17 protein-coding genes are annotated in these 16,503 nt (G+C 62.9%); 4 read left to right on the plus strand and 13 right to left on the minus strand.

What is annotated here, in order from left to right; all coding sequences use genetic code 11:
* Positions 1–45: 45 nt before the first annotated feature.
* The 9 genes from ACN9MU_RS22005 to flhD all read right to left on the minus strand — a co-directional run bounded on the left by ACN9MU_RS22005 (position 46) and on the right by flhD (position 7,423).
* Positions 46–525, minus strand: coding sequence for a chemotaxis protein CheW (locus ACN9MU_RS22005; protein WP_426336112.1), 480 nt, complete (start codon positions 523–525; stop codon positions 46–48).
* Complete coding sequence (cheA, locus tag ACN9MU_RS22010; RefSeq protein ID WP_426336113.1) at positions 522–2,741, minus strand: chemotaxis protein CheA; 2,220 nt, start codon at positions 2,739–2,741, stop codon at positions 522–524. The genes ACN9MU_RS22005 and cheA overlap by 4 nt, the downstream gene beginning before the upstream one ends.
* Positions 2,742–2,755: 14 nt before the next feature.
* Positions 2,756–3,121, minus strand: coding sequence for a response regulator (locus ACN9MU_RS22015; RefSeq protein WP_055936079.1), 366 nt, complete (start codon positions 3,119–3,121; stop codon positions 2,756–2,758).
* 43 nt (positions 3,122–3,164) lie between these two features.
* Positions 3,165–3,713: a chemotaxis protein gene (locus ACN9MU_RS22020; RefSeq protein WP_130311381.1), complete on the minus strand. Its 549-nt coding sequence runs from the start codon at positions 3,711–3,713 to the stop codon at positions 3,165–3,167.
* A 7-nt stretch (positions 3,714–3,720) separates the two neighbouring features.
* On the minus strand, positions 3,721–4,671 hold the full coding sequence (gene motB / locus ACN9MU_RS22025) for a flagellar motor protein MotB (protein ID WP_426162560.1): 951 nt from the start codon (positions 4,669–4,671) through the stop codon (positions 3,721–3,723).
* 18 nt (positions 4,672–4,689) lie between these two features.
* Positions 4,690–5,550 carry a flagellar motor stator protein MotA gene (gene motA / locus ACN9MU_RS22030; protein WP_055936071.1) on the minus strand — a complete coding sequence of 287 codons (861 nt, stop codon included), beginning with the start codon at positions 5,548–5,550 and terminating at the stop codon, positions 4,690–4,692.
* A gap of 95 nt (positions 5,551–5,645) precedes the next feature.
* Positions 5,646–6,398, minus strand: coding sequence for a class I SAM-dependent methyltransferase (locus ACN9MU_RS22035; protein ID WP_426343462.1), 753 nt, complete (start codon positions 6,396–6,398; stop codon positions 5,646–5,648).
* 147 nt (positions 6,399–6,545) lie between these two features.
* Entirely contained in the window at positions 6,546–7,094 is a 549-nt protein-coding gene (gene flhC, locus ACN9MU_RS22040) for a flagellar transcriptional regulator FlhC (RefSeq protein WP_426162562.1), read from the minus strand.
* Between the two features lie 11 nt (positions 7,095–7,105).
* Entirely contained in the window at positions 7,106–7,423 is a 318-nt protein-coding gene (flhD, locus tag ACN9MU_RS22045) for a flagellar transcriptional regulator FlhD (RefSeq protein WP_055936061.1), read from the minus strand.
* 636 nt (positions 7,424–8,059) lie between these two features.
* On the opposite strand from flhD, the gene kynU reads away from it, so the two are divergent.
* The 4 genes from kynU (at position 8,060) to ACN9MU_RS22065 (ending at position 11,512) form a co-directional block, all read left to right on the plus strand.
* Entirely contained in the window at positions 8,060–9,298 is a 1,239-nt protein-coding gene (gene kynU, locus ACN9MU_RS22050; RefSeq protein WP_426343463.1) for a kynureninase, read from the plus strand.
* A gap of 13 nt (positions 9,299–9,311) precedes the next feature.
* Positions 9,312–10,151 (plus strand): tryptophan 2,3-dioxygenase, encoded by an 840-nt coding sequence (gene kynA / locus ACN9MU_RS22055; RefSeq protein WP_426162564.1) that lies wholly within the window; start codon positions 9,312–9,314, stop codon positions 10,149–10,151.
* Positions 10,148–10,795 carry a ribonuclease T2 family protein gene (locus ACN9MU_RS22060; protein WP_426318570.1) on the plus strand — a complete coding sequence of 216 codons (648 nt, stop codon included), beginning with the start codon at positions 10,148–10,150 and terminating at the stop codon, positions 10,793–10,795. Before kynA ends, ACN9MU_RS22060 begins: the two co-directional genes overlap by 4 nt.
* A gap of 126 nt (positions 10,796–10,921) precedes the next feature.
* Complete coding sequence (locus ACN9MU_RS22065; RefSeq protein ID WP_426162567.1) at positions 10,922–11,512, plus strand: CHRD domain-containing protein; 591 nt, start codon at positions 10,922–10,924, stop codon at positions 11,510–11,512.
* Here the strand turns inward: ACN9MU_RS22065 and ACN9MU_RS22070 are convergent.
* The 4 genes from ACN9MU_RS22070 to ACN9MU_RS22085 all read right to left on the minus strand — a co-directional run bounded on the left by ACN9MU_RS22070 (position 11,509) and on the right by ACN9MU_RS22085 (position 16,497).
* Entirely contained in the window at positions 11,509–11,952 is a 444-nt protein-coding gene (locus tag ACN9MU_RS22070) for a carboxymuconolactone decarboxylase family protein (protein ID WP_426162569.1), read from the minus strand. The genes ACN9MU_RS22065 and ACN9MU_RS22070 overlap by 4 nt on opposite strands.
* 90 nt (positions 11,953–12,042) lie before the next feature.
* Complete coding sequence (locus ACN9MU_RS22075) at positions 12,043–13,083, minus strand: diguanylate cyclase (protein WP_426343464.1); 1,041 nt, start codon at positions 13,081–13,083, stop codon at positions 12,043–12,045.
* Positions 13,084–13,117: 34 nt separating this feature from the next.
* Complete coding sequence (locus ACN9MU_RS22080) at positions 13,118–13,975, minus strand: RNA polymerase sigma-70 factor (protein ID WP_426318571.1); 858 nt, start codon at positions 13,973–13,975, stop codon at positions 13,118–13,120.
* Positions 13,972–16,497: an ATP-binding protein gene (locus ACN9MU_RS22085; RefSeq protein WP_426336117.1), complete on the minus strand. Its 2,526-nt coding sequence runs from the start codon at positions 16,495–16,497 to the stop codon at positions 13,972–13,974. Before ACN9MU_RS22085 ends, ACN9MU_RS22080 begins: the two co-directional genes overlap by 4 nt.
* Between the last annotated feature and the right edge of the window lie 6 nt (positions 16,498–16,503).

Here is a 16,503-nt window from a genome sequence, read left to right on the forward strand (position 1 = left end):
TTTTCTCTCTCCCCTCGTGTCCTTTTGGATCTGTATTTTTATGCTTTACGCCGCGAGCTTTTCGCTCAAGCCCATTTCAGGGCTGGACATCAGGCGCTGGATGTCGACCAGGATCAGCATGCGCTCGTCGATAGTGCCCAGGCCGATCATGTATTCCGAGCTGAAGGCGGTGCCCATGTCCGGCGCAGGCTTGATCTGTTCTTCCGTCAGCGACGTCACGTCCGATACCGAATCGACCACCATGCCTACCACGCGGCCATTGATGTTCAGGATGATGACCACGGTGAACTGGTCGTACACAGGCTCGCCCAGCTTGAATTTGATGCGCATGTCCACCACCGGAATGATGATGCCGCGCAGGTTGATCACGCCCTTGATGAACTCGGGCGCATTGGCGATGCGGGTCACCGCTTCGTAGCCGCGGATCTCCTGCACTTTCAGGATATCGATGCCGTATTCTTCGGAGCCCAGCTTGAAAGCCAGGAACTCCTGGACGGCTGTACCGGCGCTTGCTGCGTCGTTCATGGTTCTTCCTTCACAAAGTTTGATTCGTCAACCAGCTGGCGCGACGAACGGACCAGCGCCGTCACGTCCAGGATCAGCGACACGCCTCCGTCGCCGAGGATGGTGGCACCGGAAATTCCGGTCACCTTGCGGTAATTCGATTCCAGGTTCTTGACCACGACCTGCTGCTGCCCCACCAGTTCGTCCACGAACAGGCAGGCTTTCTTGCCTTCGGTTTCCACGATCACCAGGATGCCCTGGGTCGGATCGGTAAAGCGCGGTGCAATGTCGAAAATCTGGTACAGCGGGATCAGGGGCAGGTATTCGCCGCGCACCTTGATGACGCGGCCCTTGCCGCTGATTTCCTTCACGTCTTCCGGCGCCGGCTGCAGCGATTCGAGCACGAAGCCGAGCGGCAGGATGTACACCTCGTCGCCTGTCTGGATCAGCATGCCGTCCAGGATGGCCAGCGTCAGCGGCAGGGAAATCGAGATGGTGGTGCCGAAGCCCTTGGCCGAGCGGATGTCGACGGTACCGCCCATGGCGGTGATATTGCGCTTGACCACGTCCATGCCGACGCCGCGGCCCGACACGTCGGTCACGGTTTCTGCGGTCGAGAAGCCCGGCGCGAAGATCAGCTGCCACACGTCGGCGTCGCTCATGTTATCGGACAGCGGCAAGCCGTTCTGGCGGGCTTTTGCCAGGATCTTATCGCGGTTCAAACCGCCGCCATCGTCCGACACTTCAATGATGATGCTGCCGCCCTGGTGCGAGGCGGACAGGAACAGGCGTCCCGTCTCGGACTTGCCGGCCGCCTTGCGCACGTCCGGCATTTCAATGCCGTGGTCGATCGAGTTGCGCACCAGGTGGGTCAGCGGGTCGACGATGCGTTCGATCAGGCCCTTGTCCAGTTCCGTGGCGGCGCCGCTGGTGACGAATTCCACTTTCTTGCCAAGCTTGGTGGCCAGGTCGCGCACCATGCGCGGGAAGCGCGAGAACACGAAGTCCATCGGCATCATGCGGATCGACATCACCGATTCCTGCAGGTCGCGCGTGTTGCGGGTGAGCTGGGAAATGCCGCTCATCAGTTTTTCATGCAGCACCGGATCCAGCGAGCCGGCGCGCTGCTCGATCATCGCTTGCGTGATCACCAGTTCGCCGACCAGGTTGATCAGCTGGTCGACCTTTTCCACCGACACGCGGATCGAGGACGATTCGCCGCCGGCCGGCGCGTGGGCCTGCTTTTCCGCTTCCTTACGGGCGGCTTTCTTTTCCTGTTCTTCGCTCGGCTTGGCCGCTTCGGCCGGGGCGTCCTTGATGCCGGCCTGGGCGCGGATCACTTCCAGCGGCTGGAAGAAGCCATAGCCGCGCGCGTCGTCGGCGGCGCCGGAGGCGTTGGAGCGGATTTCATCGAGCGGCTGGAAGAAGCCATAGCCTTCGCCTTCGGCCGACGGCGCGGCGGCGCCTGCAGCCGGCAGCGGGTCGAAGAAACCGTAGCCCTGCTCCGCCTCCTTGCGTTCGCGTTCGGCCTGCTCGCGCGCCGACTGGGTCGGGCTCAGGGCCGGCAGCTCGCTGACCTTCATCTGGTCGGCATCGATCACGAAGGAGCAGATGGCGACAATATCGTCCAGCGATTCGTGGGTGGTGACGATCATGGCATGGCGCTCGGCATCGAGCGGCGTCAGCTCCACATGGCCCATCAGGCCAAGTTCGGCTGCCAGCGCCTCCACTTCCCGGTGCACCATCGGCGGCAGTTCAAGGCGGAAGCGCTTGCCGCCGCTATGGTCCACCGCCTGCGATTCCTGCGCATTGAAGGCCGGCGCCACCGGCGCCATCGCCTCGATGTGCACGTCCTGCGCCAGCTCCTGCAGCATCATGCGCACGTCGCCCACGGCTTCCTGGTCGACAGCCGTGCCGAGGCGGTGGCCGTCCAGCTGCATCTTCAGGATGTCCTTGGCGGCCAGGAAGGCGTCGACGTGGGTCGACGTCAAGGCCATCTCGCCCTTGCGGATGCGGTCCAGCAGCGTCTCCAGCACGTGCGTGACTTCGGTCATGTCGGTCACGCCGAACGTCGACGCGCCGCCCTTCACCGAGTGCGCGGTACGGAAAATCGCGTTCAAGTCCTCTTCGCTGGGCGACTCGACGTCCACGCCCAGCAGCAGACGCTCCATTTCAGCCAGCAGTTCTTCCGCTTCATCGAAGAAGACCTGGTAGAACTGGCTAATATCGATGGTCATGCCACACCCCTTAATTAGCCAATGACCTTCTTCACTACCTCAATCAAGCGTTGCGGGTCGAAAGGCTTGACCAGCCAGCCATTCGCGCCGGCGGCGCGGCCCTTGGCCTTCATTTCGTCGGACGATTCGGTGGTCAGCATCAGGATGGGAACCTTGGCATAGGACGGCTGCTCGCGCAGCAGCTTGATCAGTTGCAGGCCATCCATGCGCGGCATGTTCTGGTCGGTCAGCACCAGGTCCACGGTTTGCAGCTTGGCCTTTTCCAGGCCATCCTGTCCGTCGACTGCTTCCACCACCTGGTAGCCCGCTGCCTTCAGGCTGAATGCCACCATCTGGCGCAGCGAGGAGGAGTCGTCGACTGCAAGAATTGTTTTAGCCATCTTTTTTTCTCACTTGGTTAAATTTTTGTATTCGTATCTATATTCAGAACAGTTCGATGTCGCCGCTTTCCAGGTGCTTCTGGCTGACCGCCTTGCGCAGCACGCTGCGCAGCTCCAGGCTCTGGATCGCCAGCGCCATGCTGACCTTGCTAAGCAGGTCCACGATCTCGTCGCTGCCCGATTCCGGCACCACTTCGGCGCCGTGCGCACCCAGCGTTCCAAGGAATTCGCGCAAGCCGGTGACACGCTTCAGGGTGCGGTCGATCAGCTGGCTGGTCATGTCCTGGAACTGCATGCTGGTAATGGCTGCATTGACGTAGCCGCTTACCTGTTCGTTCATTTCCTTCAGGCGCGCCTTGTCTTCCGCCGAAGGATCGCCGCCTTGCAGCAGCAGCTCGATGGTCGCCTGCTGTGCGCTCACCGCCTCATGGATCGCCATGAAGTTGCGCGTCAGCTTGTCGATCGCCTCCTCCAGCAGCAGGTTGGTCTGCAGCAGGTCGGTCTCGACTTCGGTCAGGTGGCGCCGGCCATGGTCCGACACGCCGGACAGCAGCCGTTTCACATGCGAGCCAAGGATTTTCTTTCTTGTCATAAAGCCCCTATTTCTTCCCCGCCGGCGCTGCCGCTGCCGGTGCCGCTGCCGCTGCGGCTTGCGTAGCTTCCGTATCGAGGCCGACTTGCAATTTGCCGCCGTCACGCAGCACATTCTCCTCGGTCCTCTTGTTCATCACAATGATGCTGATGCGGCGATTGATCGGGTTGAAAGGATCGGCGCGGTCCAGGTGGGCGGCGCTGGCCAGCCCCACCACGCGCAGGATCTTATTGTCGGCCAGTCCGCCATGCAGCAGCGCGCGGCGCGAAGCATTGGCACGATCGGCCGACAGTTCCCAGTTACTGTACCCCGTTTCGGTGAAATACGGCGTGGAGTCGGTGTGGCCGGACAGGCCGATCTTGTTCGGCACGTCGTTCAGGGCCGGCGCGATGGCTTCCAGGATCTCGCGCGCATACGGCTGCAAGTCGGCCTTGCCGGCATTGAACATGGGGCGGTTCTGCAAGTCGACGATCTGGATGCGCAAGCCTTCGCTGGTGAAGTCCAGCAAGAGTTGCTCTTTGAACTTCTTGAGCTCGGCGTTGGTATCGATGGTCATTTCGATACGCGCGCGCAAGGCCTGCAGGCGCGAGCGCTCTTCCGCCTCGAGCGCCTTCTTGGCGGCATCCAGGTTGTAAGTCTTGCTCTGGGCCGGATCGTCGGTCATCTTGACCTGGCCGGTACGGCGCGACAGGTCCGAGCCGCCGCCCTGGATCACCGAGGAACTGTCGCCGCTGCCCGAGCCGCCCTGCATCGCGACCTTCAGCGGCGTCTTGAAGTATTCGGAAATACCGTTCAGGTCGCCCTTGGTCGTCGAGCCGAGCAGCCACATCAGCAGGAAGAACGCCATCATCGCCGTCACGAAGTCGGCGTAAGCGATCTTCCAGGCGCCGCCGTGGTGGCCGCCACCGCCTTTCTTGATCTTCTTGACGACAATGGGCCGCAGGCCTTCTTCAGCCATGGCAGGTCCTCGCTTCCATTACTTCGACTTCGATTTCTTGATATGTTCTTCCAGCTCGGAGAAGCTTGGGCGCTCGGTAGAGTACAGTACCTTGCGGCCAAATTCCACAGCCAGGGCCGGGGCATAACCATTCAGGCTGGCCAGCAGCGTGACCTTCACGCACTGGAACATCTTGGTCGATTCTTCCAGCTTCTGCTCCAGCAGGCTGGCCAGCGGCCCGACGAAACCGTAGGCCAGCAAGATACCGAGGAAGGTACCGACCAGTGCGTGCGCGATCAGCATGCCCAGTTCGGACGGCGGGATGCCCACCGATTCCATTGTGTGCACCACGCCCATCACCGCCGCCACGATACCGAATGCCGGCAGGCCGTCGCCCAGCTTGGCGATGCAATGGGCCGGCACATGGCCCTCCTGGTGGTGGGTGTCGATCTCGTTGTCCATCAGGTTCTCGATCTGGAAAGCATCCATATTCCCCGACACCATCAGGCGCAGATAGTCGGTCATGAACTCGATGATATGGTGGTCTTCCAGCACCGCCGGATATTTGCTGAACAGCGGGCTGTCTTCCGGCTTGTCGATATCGCCTTCAATCGACATCAGGCCTTCCTTGCGCACCTTGGACAGCACGTCGAACAGGAGCGACATCAGCTCCATGTACAAGTCCTTGGTATAGCGCGAACCCTTGAACAGCGTCGGCAGCGCGGCCAGCGTAGCCTTGATGGACTTGCCGTTATTGCCAACAAAGAAAGCGCCCGCAGCAGCGCCGCCAATCATCAGCAGTTCCAGAGGTTGGAACAGGGCCGCCAGATGGCCGCCGGACAGCGCGAAACCACCAAAAACGGAGCCAAGGACGATGAGGTAACCGACAATGACTAACAAGCGCGCGAACTCCCCGATAGCTAGTTAAAAGCAATAATATTCCACAGTGGAACTACAATAACGTGAAGACGCCTTTGCGGCAAGGAAAACTGCCTCTAAAATGCTCTTATATAAAGGAGCGGACCACCCTCTGTGGTGCGAATGGTCTTGATGCCGTTTGCAGCTGGAATTTCAAATTCATAACTGGCAAGCAAACTACCGGCCCGCATCTCCCGCTGGGCCTTGCGCCACAAGGCCGGCATGGCGGCCGGTGACAGGTAAGCGAACACCAGGTCGTATTTTGCAAAGTTTAACTGTTCATAGTCGCCACGCACGAAGCGCGCGCGGCTGCCGGACAACGCGGCCCGCAAACGCGACACCAGCCACGGCACCGGCGCCAGTTCAATTCCCACAACTTCCGATTCGGGCCGCGCAACGGCCAGGTGCAAGGCGAAGCCGCCGAGGCCGCTACCGATATCGATCATGCGCAGCACCCTGCCCTGCGGCAGCTCAGCCAGCACGGCGCGCCACACTGCCGGATTCGATGGATAGTAAGGGACCTGGGTGCGGTAAGTGGACCAGTACCAGCCCAGCAGGACCAGGAAGGCGGCAGCGGCCAGCCACGGCGGCAGATGCAATGCCAGCCCGGCCAATAAAGCGATGGGAAACAATAGCTGGATCAGCAGCCACCAGCGCGCCAGCCCGATCTTCCAGCTGATGCCGGCAGCCAGCAAACCTTGCAGCAGCGCGGCTTGCAGCAAGGTCAACCCATGGCCGAGCGCATCAAGGGCAACCGCCAGCGCGGCGCACGGCAGCAGCGCGCCGGCCTGGACCAGCAGCGCCTGGAAGGCTGGAACTCTAAAATTCATTGCAGGAGTATACCCGGGCCAGCATCGTTGGCACTGCAGTGCCTGACCCTGCGGGTCAGGCACTGGTTTACCGGTTGTGCGTGCGTATGCACCGAAACCTAAACCGGCAACCCGTTGTCAGACCCACGGGGTCTGACACCATCCCAATCAAGCAGCGACCGCTTCGGCAGCATCCTTGGCCTTGCGGGTCTTGCCGGCACGCGAAGGCATATGGCACAGGCCGCACTTATAGTCGCGGTTCAGGTCCATGGCGTCGACTACGAACTTGCCTTTGCAGCAAGTGCAGGGCTTGAGCTGCAGCATATTGCTGCCTGCGAACTTGACCAGGGTCCAGGCGCGGGTCAGCGAGAGCAGCGGCTCTTCGCCGGCAGCCGGCGGCATCTGCTCCAGGTAGAGCTGGTAAGCCTTCATCACGGCATGGATGCCGGTGGCGCCCGCGTGCTCGACCAGGAAGTTATGGATGTTCATGAACAGCGACGAGTGGATGTTCGGCTGCCAGGTCAGGAACCAGTCGGTCGAGAAAGGCAGCATGCCCTTCGGCGGCGACACGCCCTTCAGCTCCTTGTACAGTTTGAGCAGGCGTTCGCGCGACAGCGACACTTCGGTTTCCAGCAGTTGCAGGCGGGCCCCCAGGTTGATCAGCTCGATGGCCAGCTGGATTTCCTGCGCTTCGGTCACCACACTCTTCTTGCTCATGGCGTCGCTCCTTAAGCGATTTCTTCAACAGCCTGGCCGGCCATCAGGATGGCGGCGTGGGACTGGGCCAGGGAACGGTCCTTGTTGTAGTTGGTCAGCATGCCGAGAATGGCGCTGTCGTCGAAGCGGAAGCGAGCCAGCATCATGTTGCCGCCAGCCAGCTTCAGGATCTGGGCATTGCTCATGCCTTCGATCAGGTCGGCGATGTCGGCGGAAATGCCCAGGCGGAAGATCGCGGTGACTTTGTCGGCGCGGATCATCTGCTGCGCCAGCATCAGGTAGCTCAGGTTCGCATCGCGGATTTCAGCCATCATGTCGTTTGCGGTCATGTCCATCTCCAGTCAGTTTCAGCTTGCAACGCAATTTTCGTTGCTGTTGAGATACATTCTGCTGGAGACGCGATAAAGCGCAAAGAGGCGGCACTCTGTATTTTGGGTCGGGAATAGACGAAGTCGCCCCGTAGGGTTTTGTCCTACAGAGGGCTGCCCATAGAGGGGCAACGCCAGTATTGGCGTGGGTTTGCGGGGCGTTCGGTCTCGCTCAAAACGCAGGAGCCGAAGGTAAAAATGCGATGTCGACGTGGTGCTTTTTTGCGACATCTGAACTGGTAACGGCAGGGTTTTGGAGAACTTTAGGGTTCCGAGCAAAAAATTTTAAGATTTTTTCACTCATTCCAAAATGCCGAACAGCAAGCCTTTTACCGGGCTTCTAAAAACGGTAACGGCAGGGGTTTGGGGAACTTTAGGGTTTTTTTGAAAAAATTTGAAAATTTTATGATTCTTTTGAAATCAATGACTTAGCCAACCAAACCGGTAACCCGGTGTCTGACCCGCAGGGTCAGACACCGGTTGGCGGCAGCCGCGTGACGGTGTCAGACCCTGCGGGTCTGACACCGGTTTACCGGTTTTGGCCAAGAAAAGGTTGCTACAATCTCACTTTGTTTAAGTCTCAAGGAAAATGCCCTCATGATTTCCCGTTCCGACTGCCTGGCGCGCGACGCCGCGGATACCCTGGCGCCCCTGCGCGAGCAGTTCGACCTGCCTGCCGGCGTGATCTACCTGGATGGCAACTCCCTGGGCGCGCGCCCCAAAGCCGCCCTCACCCGCGCCACCGAAGTGATCGCCAGGGAATGGGGCAAGGACCTGATCACCAGCTGGAACACCGCCGGCTGGTTCGACATGCCGAAGCGCTTGGGCGACAAGCTGGCCCCGCTGGTCGGCGCCAAGGCCGGTGAAGTGGTGGTTACCGACACCACCTCGATCAACCTGTTCAAAGCCCTGGCCGCCGCCCTGCACGCGCAGGCGCATACCGGCCGCAAGATCATCATCAGCGAGCGCTCGAATTTTCCGACCGATATCTATATGGCCCAGGGCCTGACGTCCTGGCTCGACCGCGGCTATGAAGTGCGCCTGGTCGACAGTCCGGACCAGCTTCCTGCCGCCATCACCGCCGACGTCGCCGTGGTCATGCTGACCCACGTGAACTACCGCACCGGCTACCAGCACGACATGGCCGCCACCAGCGCCCTCGCCCACCAGCATGGCGCAATGGTCGTGTGGGACCTGTGCCACTCAGTCGGCGCGGTACCGCTCGACCTGCACGCCGATGGCGCCGACTTCGCCGTCGGCTGCACTTATAAATACCTGAACGGCGGCCCGGGCTCGCCGGCCTTCATCTGGGTCCCCGAGTGCAACCAGGACAAATTCAGCCACCCGCTGTCCGGCTGGTGGGGCCACGCCAATCCGTTCGCCATGGCACCCGACTTCGCGCCGACCAAGGGCATTGGCCGCGCGCTGTGCGGCACCCAGCCGGTGACCTCGCTGGCCATGGTGGAATGCGGCCTGGACGTCTTCGCGCAAACCACCATGGATGCGGTGCGCGCCAAGTCGCTGGCCCTGACCGACCTGTTCATCGCCCTGGTGGAGCAGCGCTGCCCCAACCATCCACTGGGCCTGGTCACGCCGCGCGAGCATGTGCGGCGCGGCTCCCAGGTCAGCTTCACCCACCCGCACGGCTACGCGGTGATGCAGGCCCTGATCGCGCGCGGCGTGATCGGCGATTACCGCGAGCCGGAAATCATGCGCTTCGGCTTCACGCCGCTATACACCAGCTTTGCCGACGTGTGGGATGCTGTGGAAATCCTGAAGCAGATCCTGGACGATAAGGCCTACGACATCACTGCCGCCCGCGGCGCCGTCACCTGAGACACGACACAATATGACCGAAGAAAAGAAAGACGCCGCCTGGCACGGGGCGCAAATGGACTTCTCCAAGTCCATGAGCTATGGCGACTACCTGGGCCTGGAAAAGATCCTGAACGCGCAGCACCCGCTGTCACCCAACCACAATGAGATGCTGTTCATCGTGCAGCACCAGACCAGCGAATTGTGGATGAAGCTGATGCTGCACGAGCTGCACGCCGTGGTCGACCATATACGCCGCGACGACCTGCCGCCGGCCTTCAAGATGCTGGCCCGCGTGGCGCGCATCATGGACCAGCTGGTGCACGCCTGGGACGTGCTGGCCACCATGACCCCGCCCGAATACACCGCGATTCGCCCTTACCTGGCCTCCTCGTCCGGCTTCCAGTCACACCAGTACCGCGAAATCGAATTCATCCTCGGCAACAAAAACGCGAACATGCTGGCGGTGCACCAGCAGGCGCCGGAAGCGCATGCCCTGCTCGACGCGGCGCTGCATGCGCCGTCGCTGTACGACGAAGCGATCCGCCTGCTGGCGCGCAATGGCCTGCAGATCGACGCCGGGCGGCTGGACGGCGACTGGACCCAGCCGACCGTGGCCAACGAGTCGGTACAGAAAGCCTGGCTCGAGGTATATCGCGACACCACACGATACTGGGCCCTGTACGAGCTGGCGGAAAAGCTGGTCGACATGGAGACCGCCTTCCGCTTCTGGCGCTTCCGCCATGTCACCACGGTCGAACGGGTGATCGGCTTCAAGACCGGCACGGGCGGCACGGCCGGCGTGTCCTATCTCAGGAAGATGCTCGATGTGGTACTGTTCCCGGAATTGTTCGCTTTAAGGACCGCTTTGTGAAACGCTTGCTCGCTGCCTTGCTGGCCGCGGCGTGTGCGCTGCCGGCAATGGCACGCGACGACCGCCCCGGTGTTTTCGATTACTACGTGATGTCGCTGTCCTGGTCGCCCGAGTATTGCGCCGGCCGTGGCGGCGGCGACCCGGTGCAGTGCGCCACCGGCCGCCAGCTCGGCTTTGTGCTGCACGGCCTGTGGCCGCAATTCGAGCGCGGCTATCCCGAAAGCTGCGGCCGCGTCAGGATTTCGAACAGCCTGCGCGAGCAATACGAGTCGCTCTACCCTTCGCCCAAACTGCTGTTCCATGAATGGAACAAACACGGTTCCTGCTCCGGCCTGCAACCCCAGGATTACCTGGCGTTGAGCGCCAGGCTGCGCGACAGCCTGAAGATCCCGGCCGATTTCGCGCGCCCGCAGCAGCCGGTGCGCGTCACGCCCGGCCAGTTCGAGGCCAAATTCCACCAGGCCAATCCATGGCTGGCCAAAGACTCCGTGCTGCCCGTCTGCGGCTCCGGCGGCCGTTTCCTGCGCGAAGCACGCGCATGTTTCAGCAAGGACGGCAAATCGCGCAGCTGCTCGCAAGAAGCCATCGCTTACTCGCAGAAGAGCTGCGGCCAATCCACTTTCCTGATGAAAAATGTGAAGTGATGGCGCTAAGCGTGCGCCGCCCAAGGCACGCTTGCAGCGACAATAAGCGCGCTGTACTGCGCGCCTGCTTGCCATACCACGGGGGGAACCGTTATCGCGGGCTCGCGAACTTTGAGGAGCCACCGAATGGGAACTCATCTGAAAAAGGGGCTGGCGACGCTGGCCTTGATTGCCGCTTGCGGAGCAGCGCAAGCTGATCCACTTGTCTTCAACGCCTCACTCAGCGGCGCGGCGGAATCCCCGCCAAACGCATCGGCAGCCACGGGCGATGTGACCGTGCTGTTCGATATCGACAACCACTACATGACCATTGCAGCCAGCTTTACCGACCTGGAAGGCCTGAGCGGTGCTGCCCACATCCATTGCTGCACCGCCGTGGCCGGCGACGGCACCGCCGGTGTCGCCACCATGCTGCCGACCCTGACCGGCTTCCCGGAGAACGAAACCAGCGGCAGTTATGCCTCGTTCTTCAGCACGTCGCAGGAATCGTTCTGGAACCCGACCTTCCTGGCCAATAACGGCGGCACCACGGCCGGCGCCGAGGCCGCACTGCTGGCCGGGCTCAATGCCGGCGCCGCGTATTTCAACATCCACTCGAACGTCTACCCGAGCGGTGAAATCCGCGGCTTCCTGGCGGCGCCGATTCCCGAGCCGGCACAGATCCTCATGCTGCTGGCCGGCCTGCCCTTGCTATTACTGCGCAAGCGGGAAAACTAGCGAGGAATCGGGTTGCGTGACGCCACGTTCAGCATGTTCCAGGAACGGATGACCGCAACCACGAAGCCCAGTTCCGCGATCTCTTCGTCGGAGAAATGCTCCTTGACACGGGCGAAAGCTGCGTCGTCGGGATCGCGGACTGGAATTGCATTGATCAACTCCGACCATTCCAGCGCAGCGCGTTCGCGCTCGCTGAAGAATGGCGCCTCGCGCCAGCCCGCCACCGCATTCACATGGCGCGGGTCGACGTCCATCTTCAGCAAGTCCTGGTAATGCATGTCGATGCAGAAGCCGCAGCCATTGATTTGCGATACGCGCAGCAGGACCAGGTCCACCAGTTTCTTGCCCAGCAGTTCACGGTTCAGGCCATTCGACAGCGCCAGCAGGTTCTGGAACGATTTCTGGGACAGTTGGAAGTAGTTGTAACGCAGGGTGCTCATGGAAAATCCTTTCGGTCTGATGGTAAAGGCCACGCTGTGCGGCCTTCTCAACCATTAGACGGAGCAGCCTGCCGGTTTGTGACAGCCCGGCTAAAAATTTTTTCCTGGCTGGGCGGGGAAGGTGCACACCCGGTCGCGGCCGGCCCGCTTGGCCGCATACAGGGCGGCATCGGCCCGCTGCAGGAGTTCGCCCAGCGTCTCGCCCGGCTGGTGCTCGGCCACGCCGGCGCTGATGGAGAGTTCGATCCCCGACAGGGCGCCATCGAAACGCTGGGCGCGCACTTCGCTGCGCACCCGCTCGGCAAACTGCAGGCTGTGTTCGAGGTCGAGCTTGGGCAGGAAGACGGCAAACTCGTCGCCGCCATTGCGTACCGCGATGTCGATGCGGCGCGTATGGCTGTTCAAGACTCCGCCGATGCGTTGCAGCACCACGTCGCCGGCCAGGTGGCCGAAATTGTCATTGATTTGCTTGAAACGGTCGATGTCGAACACCAGCAGGCCAACACGTTCGGCCGGATCGCGCTCGTGCTGCTGCAGCAGGCGGGCCGCGGCATCTTCCATGTAATGGCGCGTGTACAGGCCCGTCACGGCGTCGCGCACTGCCAGCTGGTAGTATTTGGAGCGGTCCTTTTCCAGCGCGCTATTGTCCAGTTGGGCGAGCCGCAGGTCTTCATAGGCCGACAGCAGCTTCCGGTGCGCCTGCTCCAGCTCCTGCTGCTGGCGCGCCTCGGTGGTGACGTCTTCATAGATGGTGACGAAACCCATGACCCGTCCCTGCTCATCGCTCATGGGGCGGCCGGTCACTTGCAGGACCGTGCCATTGGCGCGCGTGCGCCGGAAGCGGTGCGGCACGAACTGGCGGGCCAGGTTGATGCGCTCGCGCACCTGGGCCTCAGGATCGCCGGGCCCGAATTCCCCGCGCAGGGCGTTGAAGCGGAACAGGTCCTCCAGCAGCACGCCCGGCTGCATCAGGCTATCGGGGAAATCCAGGCATTGGCAAAACGTCTCGTTCCAGAACCTGAACTGCAGGTCGCGGTCAATGATGGACATGCCAACCGGCAGGTACTGCATGGCGCGCAGCAGGTCCGCCTGCCCGATTTGCATGCCGCGCTCGCGGGTGTCGCTCAACATGTCGGGGCCTCCTCTGCTTGCGTGCCAGCCAACCTCAGTTAACGATGTGCGCCAGTTTATCGGGGTTGCGCACCACATAGATGCCGGTGATGCGCTGGCCGTCGGTGGCAAAGCCCTGCGCCGATTCCAGCTTGCCGTCCACGAAGCGCAGCAAACCCGGCTCGCCATTGACCATGGCGGCGCGGTATTCGATGGCGCCCAGCTTGTGCATGCCGGCGTACAACGCAGCGATCTTGTCCGGATCGGTGATGACGATGCCGAAGGACTTGACCTTGCCGCCGCCATCGCCCACCAGTTCCAGGTCTTCCGCCAGCAGGGCGCGGACCGCCGCCTTGTCGCCGCTGGCCGAGGCCTCCACGAAACGCTGCAAGAGCTGGCGGTGGGTGTCGGCCGGGATATCAAAGCGCGACTGGCCTTGCTGCACACGGTCGCCGGCGCGGCTCACCATCTGGCGGCACGCCGCTTCCGACTTGCCAAGCTGCTCGGCCACCTCGTTGTAGTCGTAATCGAACACCTGGCGCAGCAGGAAGGCGGCGCGCTCCTCGGGACCTAGCCGCTGCAGCAGCCACATATAGGCCAGCGACAGGTCGCTGGCCCGCTCGGCCTGCGCCTCCGGCGTCTCCTCGTCGACCGCCACCAGCGGTTCCGGCAGCCACAGGCCCTCGTAGGCTTCGCGTTCGGCAATGGCGGCGCGCAGGCGGTCGATGGAAAGGCGGGTCACCACCGTCACCAGCCAGGCCTCGGCCGATTGCACGCCGCTGGTATCGGCGCCCTGCCAACGAATCCAGGCATCCTGCACCACGTCTTCTGCATCGGCGCGCACGCCCAGCATGCGATAGGCGATGGCAAACAACCGCGCACGGTGCGCGGCAAAGTCGATTGGATCATTCATGATGCAGGACTATAGCCGACCTTGTGCACTTTCAGCAGCACTTCGCGCAATTCGCGCACGCGCGGCGGCTTGCTCAGCACTTCATCGACGCTGGCCGGCTTGGCGTCCACGTCGCCCTCCGGAATCAGGCGCTGGCCCCAGCCGGTAACCAGGATCACCGGCGTGGCCGGCGACAGCTCCTTGATGCAGCCGGCCACCTTGCGGCCATCGACGTGCGGCATGCCAAGGTCGCTGAATACCGCGTCGAAAGGCTGGCTGGATTCCATCGAAGCGCGGAATTGCTCGATGCCGGCGGCGCCGCCATTGGCCGCCACCACGGTGTGGCCGTCGCGCTGCAGGATGGTGGTCATGGACGCCAGCACGGCCGGATCGTCGTCAATCACCAGCAGGCGCATGGGTTCGGCCACCGCCACAGTCGTGGCAGGCGCTTCCAGCGGCGGCATGGCGGGATGCGCCTGCGGCAGCGGGAAGGCCAGCGACACGGTGGTGCCCTGCCCGATCATCGATTCCACCTGCACCACCGCGCTGTGGCGTTCGGCCATCGAATTGACGGTGGCCAGCCCCAGGCCGCTGCCGCGCTCGCCCTTGGTGGTGAAGAACGGGTCCAGGCAGTGGCGGCGCGTCGACTCGTCCATGCCGACGCCGCTGTCCACCACGTCGACAATGGCATGCTCGCCGGTGCTGCGGGTGCGCAGGATCAGGGCGCCGCCTTCCGGCATCGCATCGACCGCATTGAACACCAGGTTTGTCAAGGCTTCACGGATTTCCGGCTCGGAGCCCATCACGGACGGCAGCCCCGGCGCCAGCTCCAGCTTCATATTGATCACCACGCCGCGCTGCTGCGGCATATCGCTCCAGCGCGCCCGCGTCAGGTCGGCCACCTGCTGCGCCAGCACGTTCAGGCTGACGCTGGTGAGCTCCATCTGCGGCTCGCGGCGGCGGTACAGCTCGCGCATGCGCGCCACCGTCGCCGCCACGTCGTCGATGGCGCGCGCTATCACCTGCAGGTTGCTGCGGCCGCTGGCGCTCAGGCCCGTTTCGGTTTCCAGCAGGGTTTCGGTGTACAGCGCCACCGGCGAGATGGCGTTGTTGATGTCGTGCGCGATGCCGCTCGCCATCTGGCCCAGGGCTCGCAAGCGCTCCTCGCGGGTGACCGACTGCTGCGTCGCATGCAGGGTGTGGTAAGCCTGCTGCAGCGCCCCATACAACTGCGCCTGGCGTGCCGCCAGCGCCGCGTGCTCGCTCAACTGGCGCAGGAATTCGCATTCGCCGCTGGAGAAGGCATTCGGAATGGTGCGCGCCACGGCCAACACGCCGAAGACCACGCTCTCGGCCTGCAGCGGCGCCAGCACCAGGGAATTCAGGCCGCCGCGCGCCAGCCGGTGCGGGAACGGGAATTCACTGCCGCTGATGTCCGGTTCGTACACCAGTTGCCCCTTCACGCAGCGCGACAGGCCATTGTTGTCGATCGAAACCTGGGCGCCTTCCTTCAGCGACGCGTCGCCCGGCAGCATGGCATTGCCCAGGCCGACGCAGCTCGCTTCCAGCACGCCCTCCTGCAGCAGGAACACGCAGGCAAAGTCCACCGGCAACTGGTCTTCCAGGTTGCGCACCAGGACTTGGAGGATGCTGCGCAAGTCCTGCCGCTCGCCGATCGAGCGCGTCATCTGGTGCAACAGGCTGAGCCGGCCAAGCTGGGCCTGCACCTTCAACTCGGCGCCATGGCGCACCTCCATCTCATCGTGCAGGGCGGCATTGACGGCAACCAGTTCGTCGCGCGAGACCGTGGTGGCGCGCAGGCGTTCGGTCATGGCGTCGAAAGCACGCGCCAGGTCCCCCACTTCGTCAACGGCATTCATGTTCATGCGGAAGTCCAGCTTGCCCGAGCCCACCAGTTCGGCGCCACGCCGCAGTCGCTCCAGCGGATGGGCCACGCTGCGGATGGTCAAGGCCAGTGCGCCCAGCACGGTCAGCGCCAGCAGCAGGCCAAGCCCGGCCGCCACGGCGGAAGCATTCTGCTGCGCCTGCAGCACGCCCTGGCGGCTGCGGCGCGCCAGTTCTTCCGCATCCCGTATCATGTCCTGCGTGCGCGACATCAACTGGCCGAACAGCCGCGCTTCCAGCAGGTGCAGCACCTCCGCCCGTTCAGGGGTGGCGCGCAATTCCTGCCGCACCAGCAGCAGTTCGGAGAAATGCCGTGCCAGCAGGGGCAGGTTTTCCTGCAGGTCGTGCAGCAGCTGCGCCTCCTCCGCTTGCCGGAACAGTTCATCGCGCAGCAGCAGCCCTTGCAAGGAATCCTTGCGCAACTGCCACTGCACATGGGAGCGCCGCTCCTGGGTTTGCGCAAATTCGAGCGAAAGGTAGCGCAGCGCCACCACGCCGCTGACGATCTCCCCGGCACGCTCGTTGCGCTGCAGCTCCTGCCTGACCTGGCGCGTGGCGCCGATCATCAGCAGCACGGCCAGCGTCACGCCGGCCACGCACAGCCACTGGGCCCACTTCAGGCGAGTGATAATTTTCATGGTCGC

Source organism: Pseudoduganella sp. R-32 (assembly GCF_049913245.1).
Classification (GTDB): Bacteria; Pseudomonadota; Gammaproteobacteria; order Burkholderiales; family Burkholderiaceae_D; genus Rugamonas.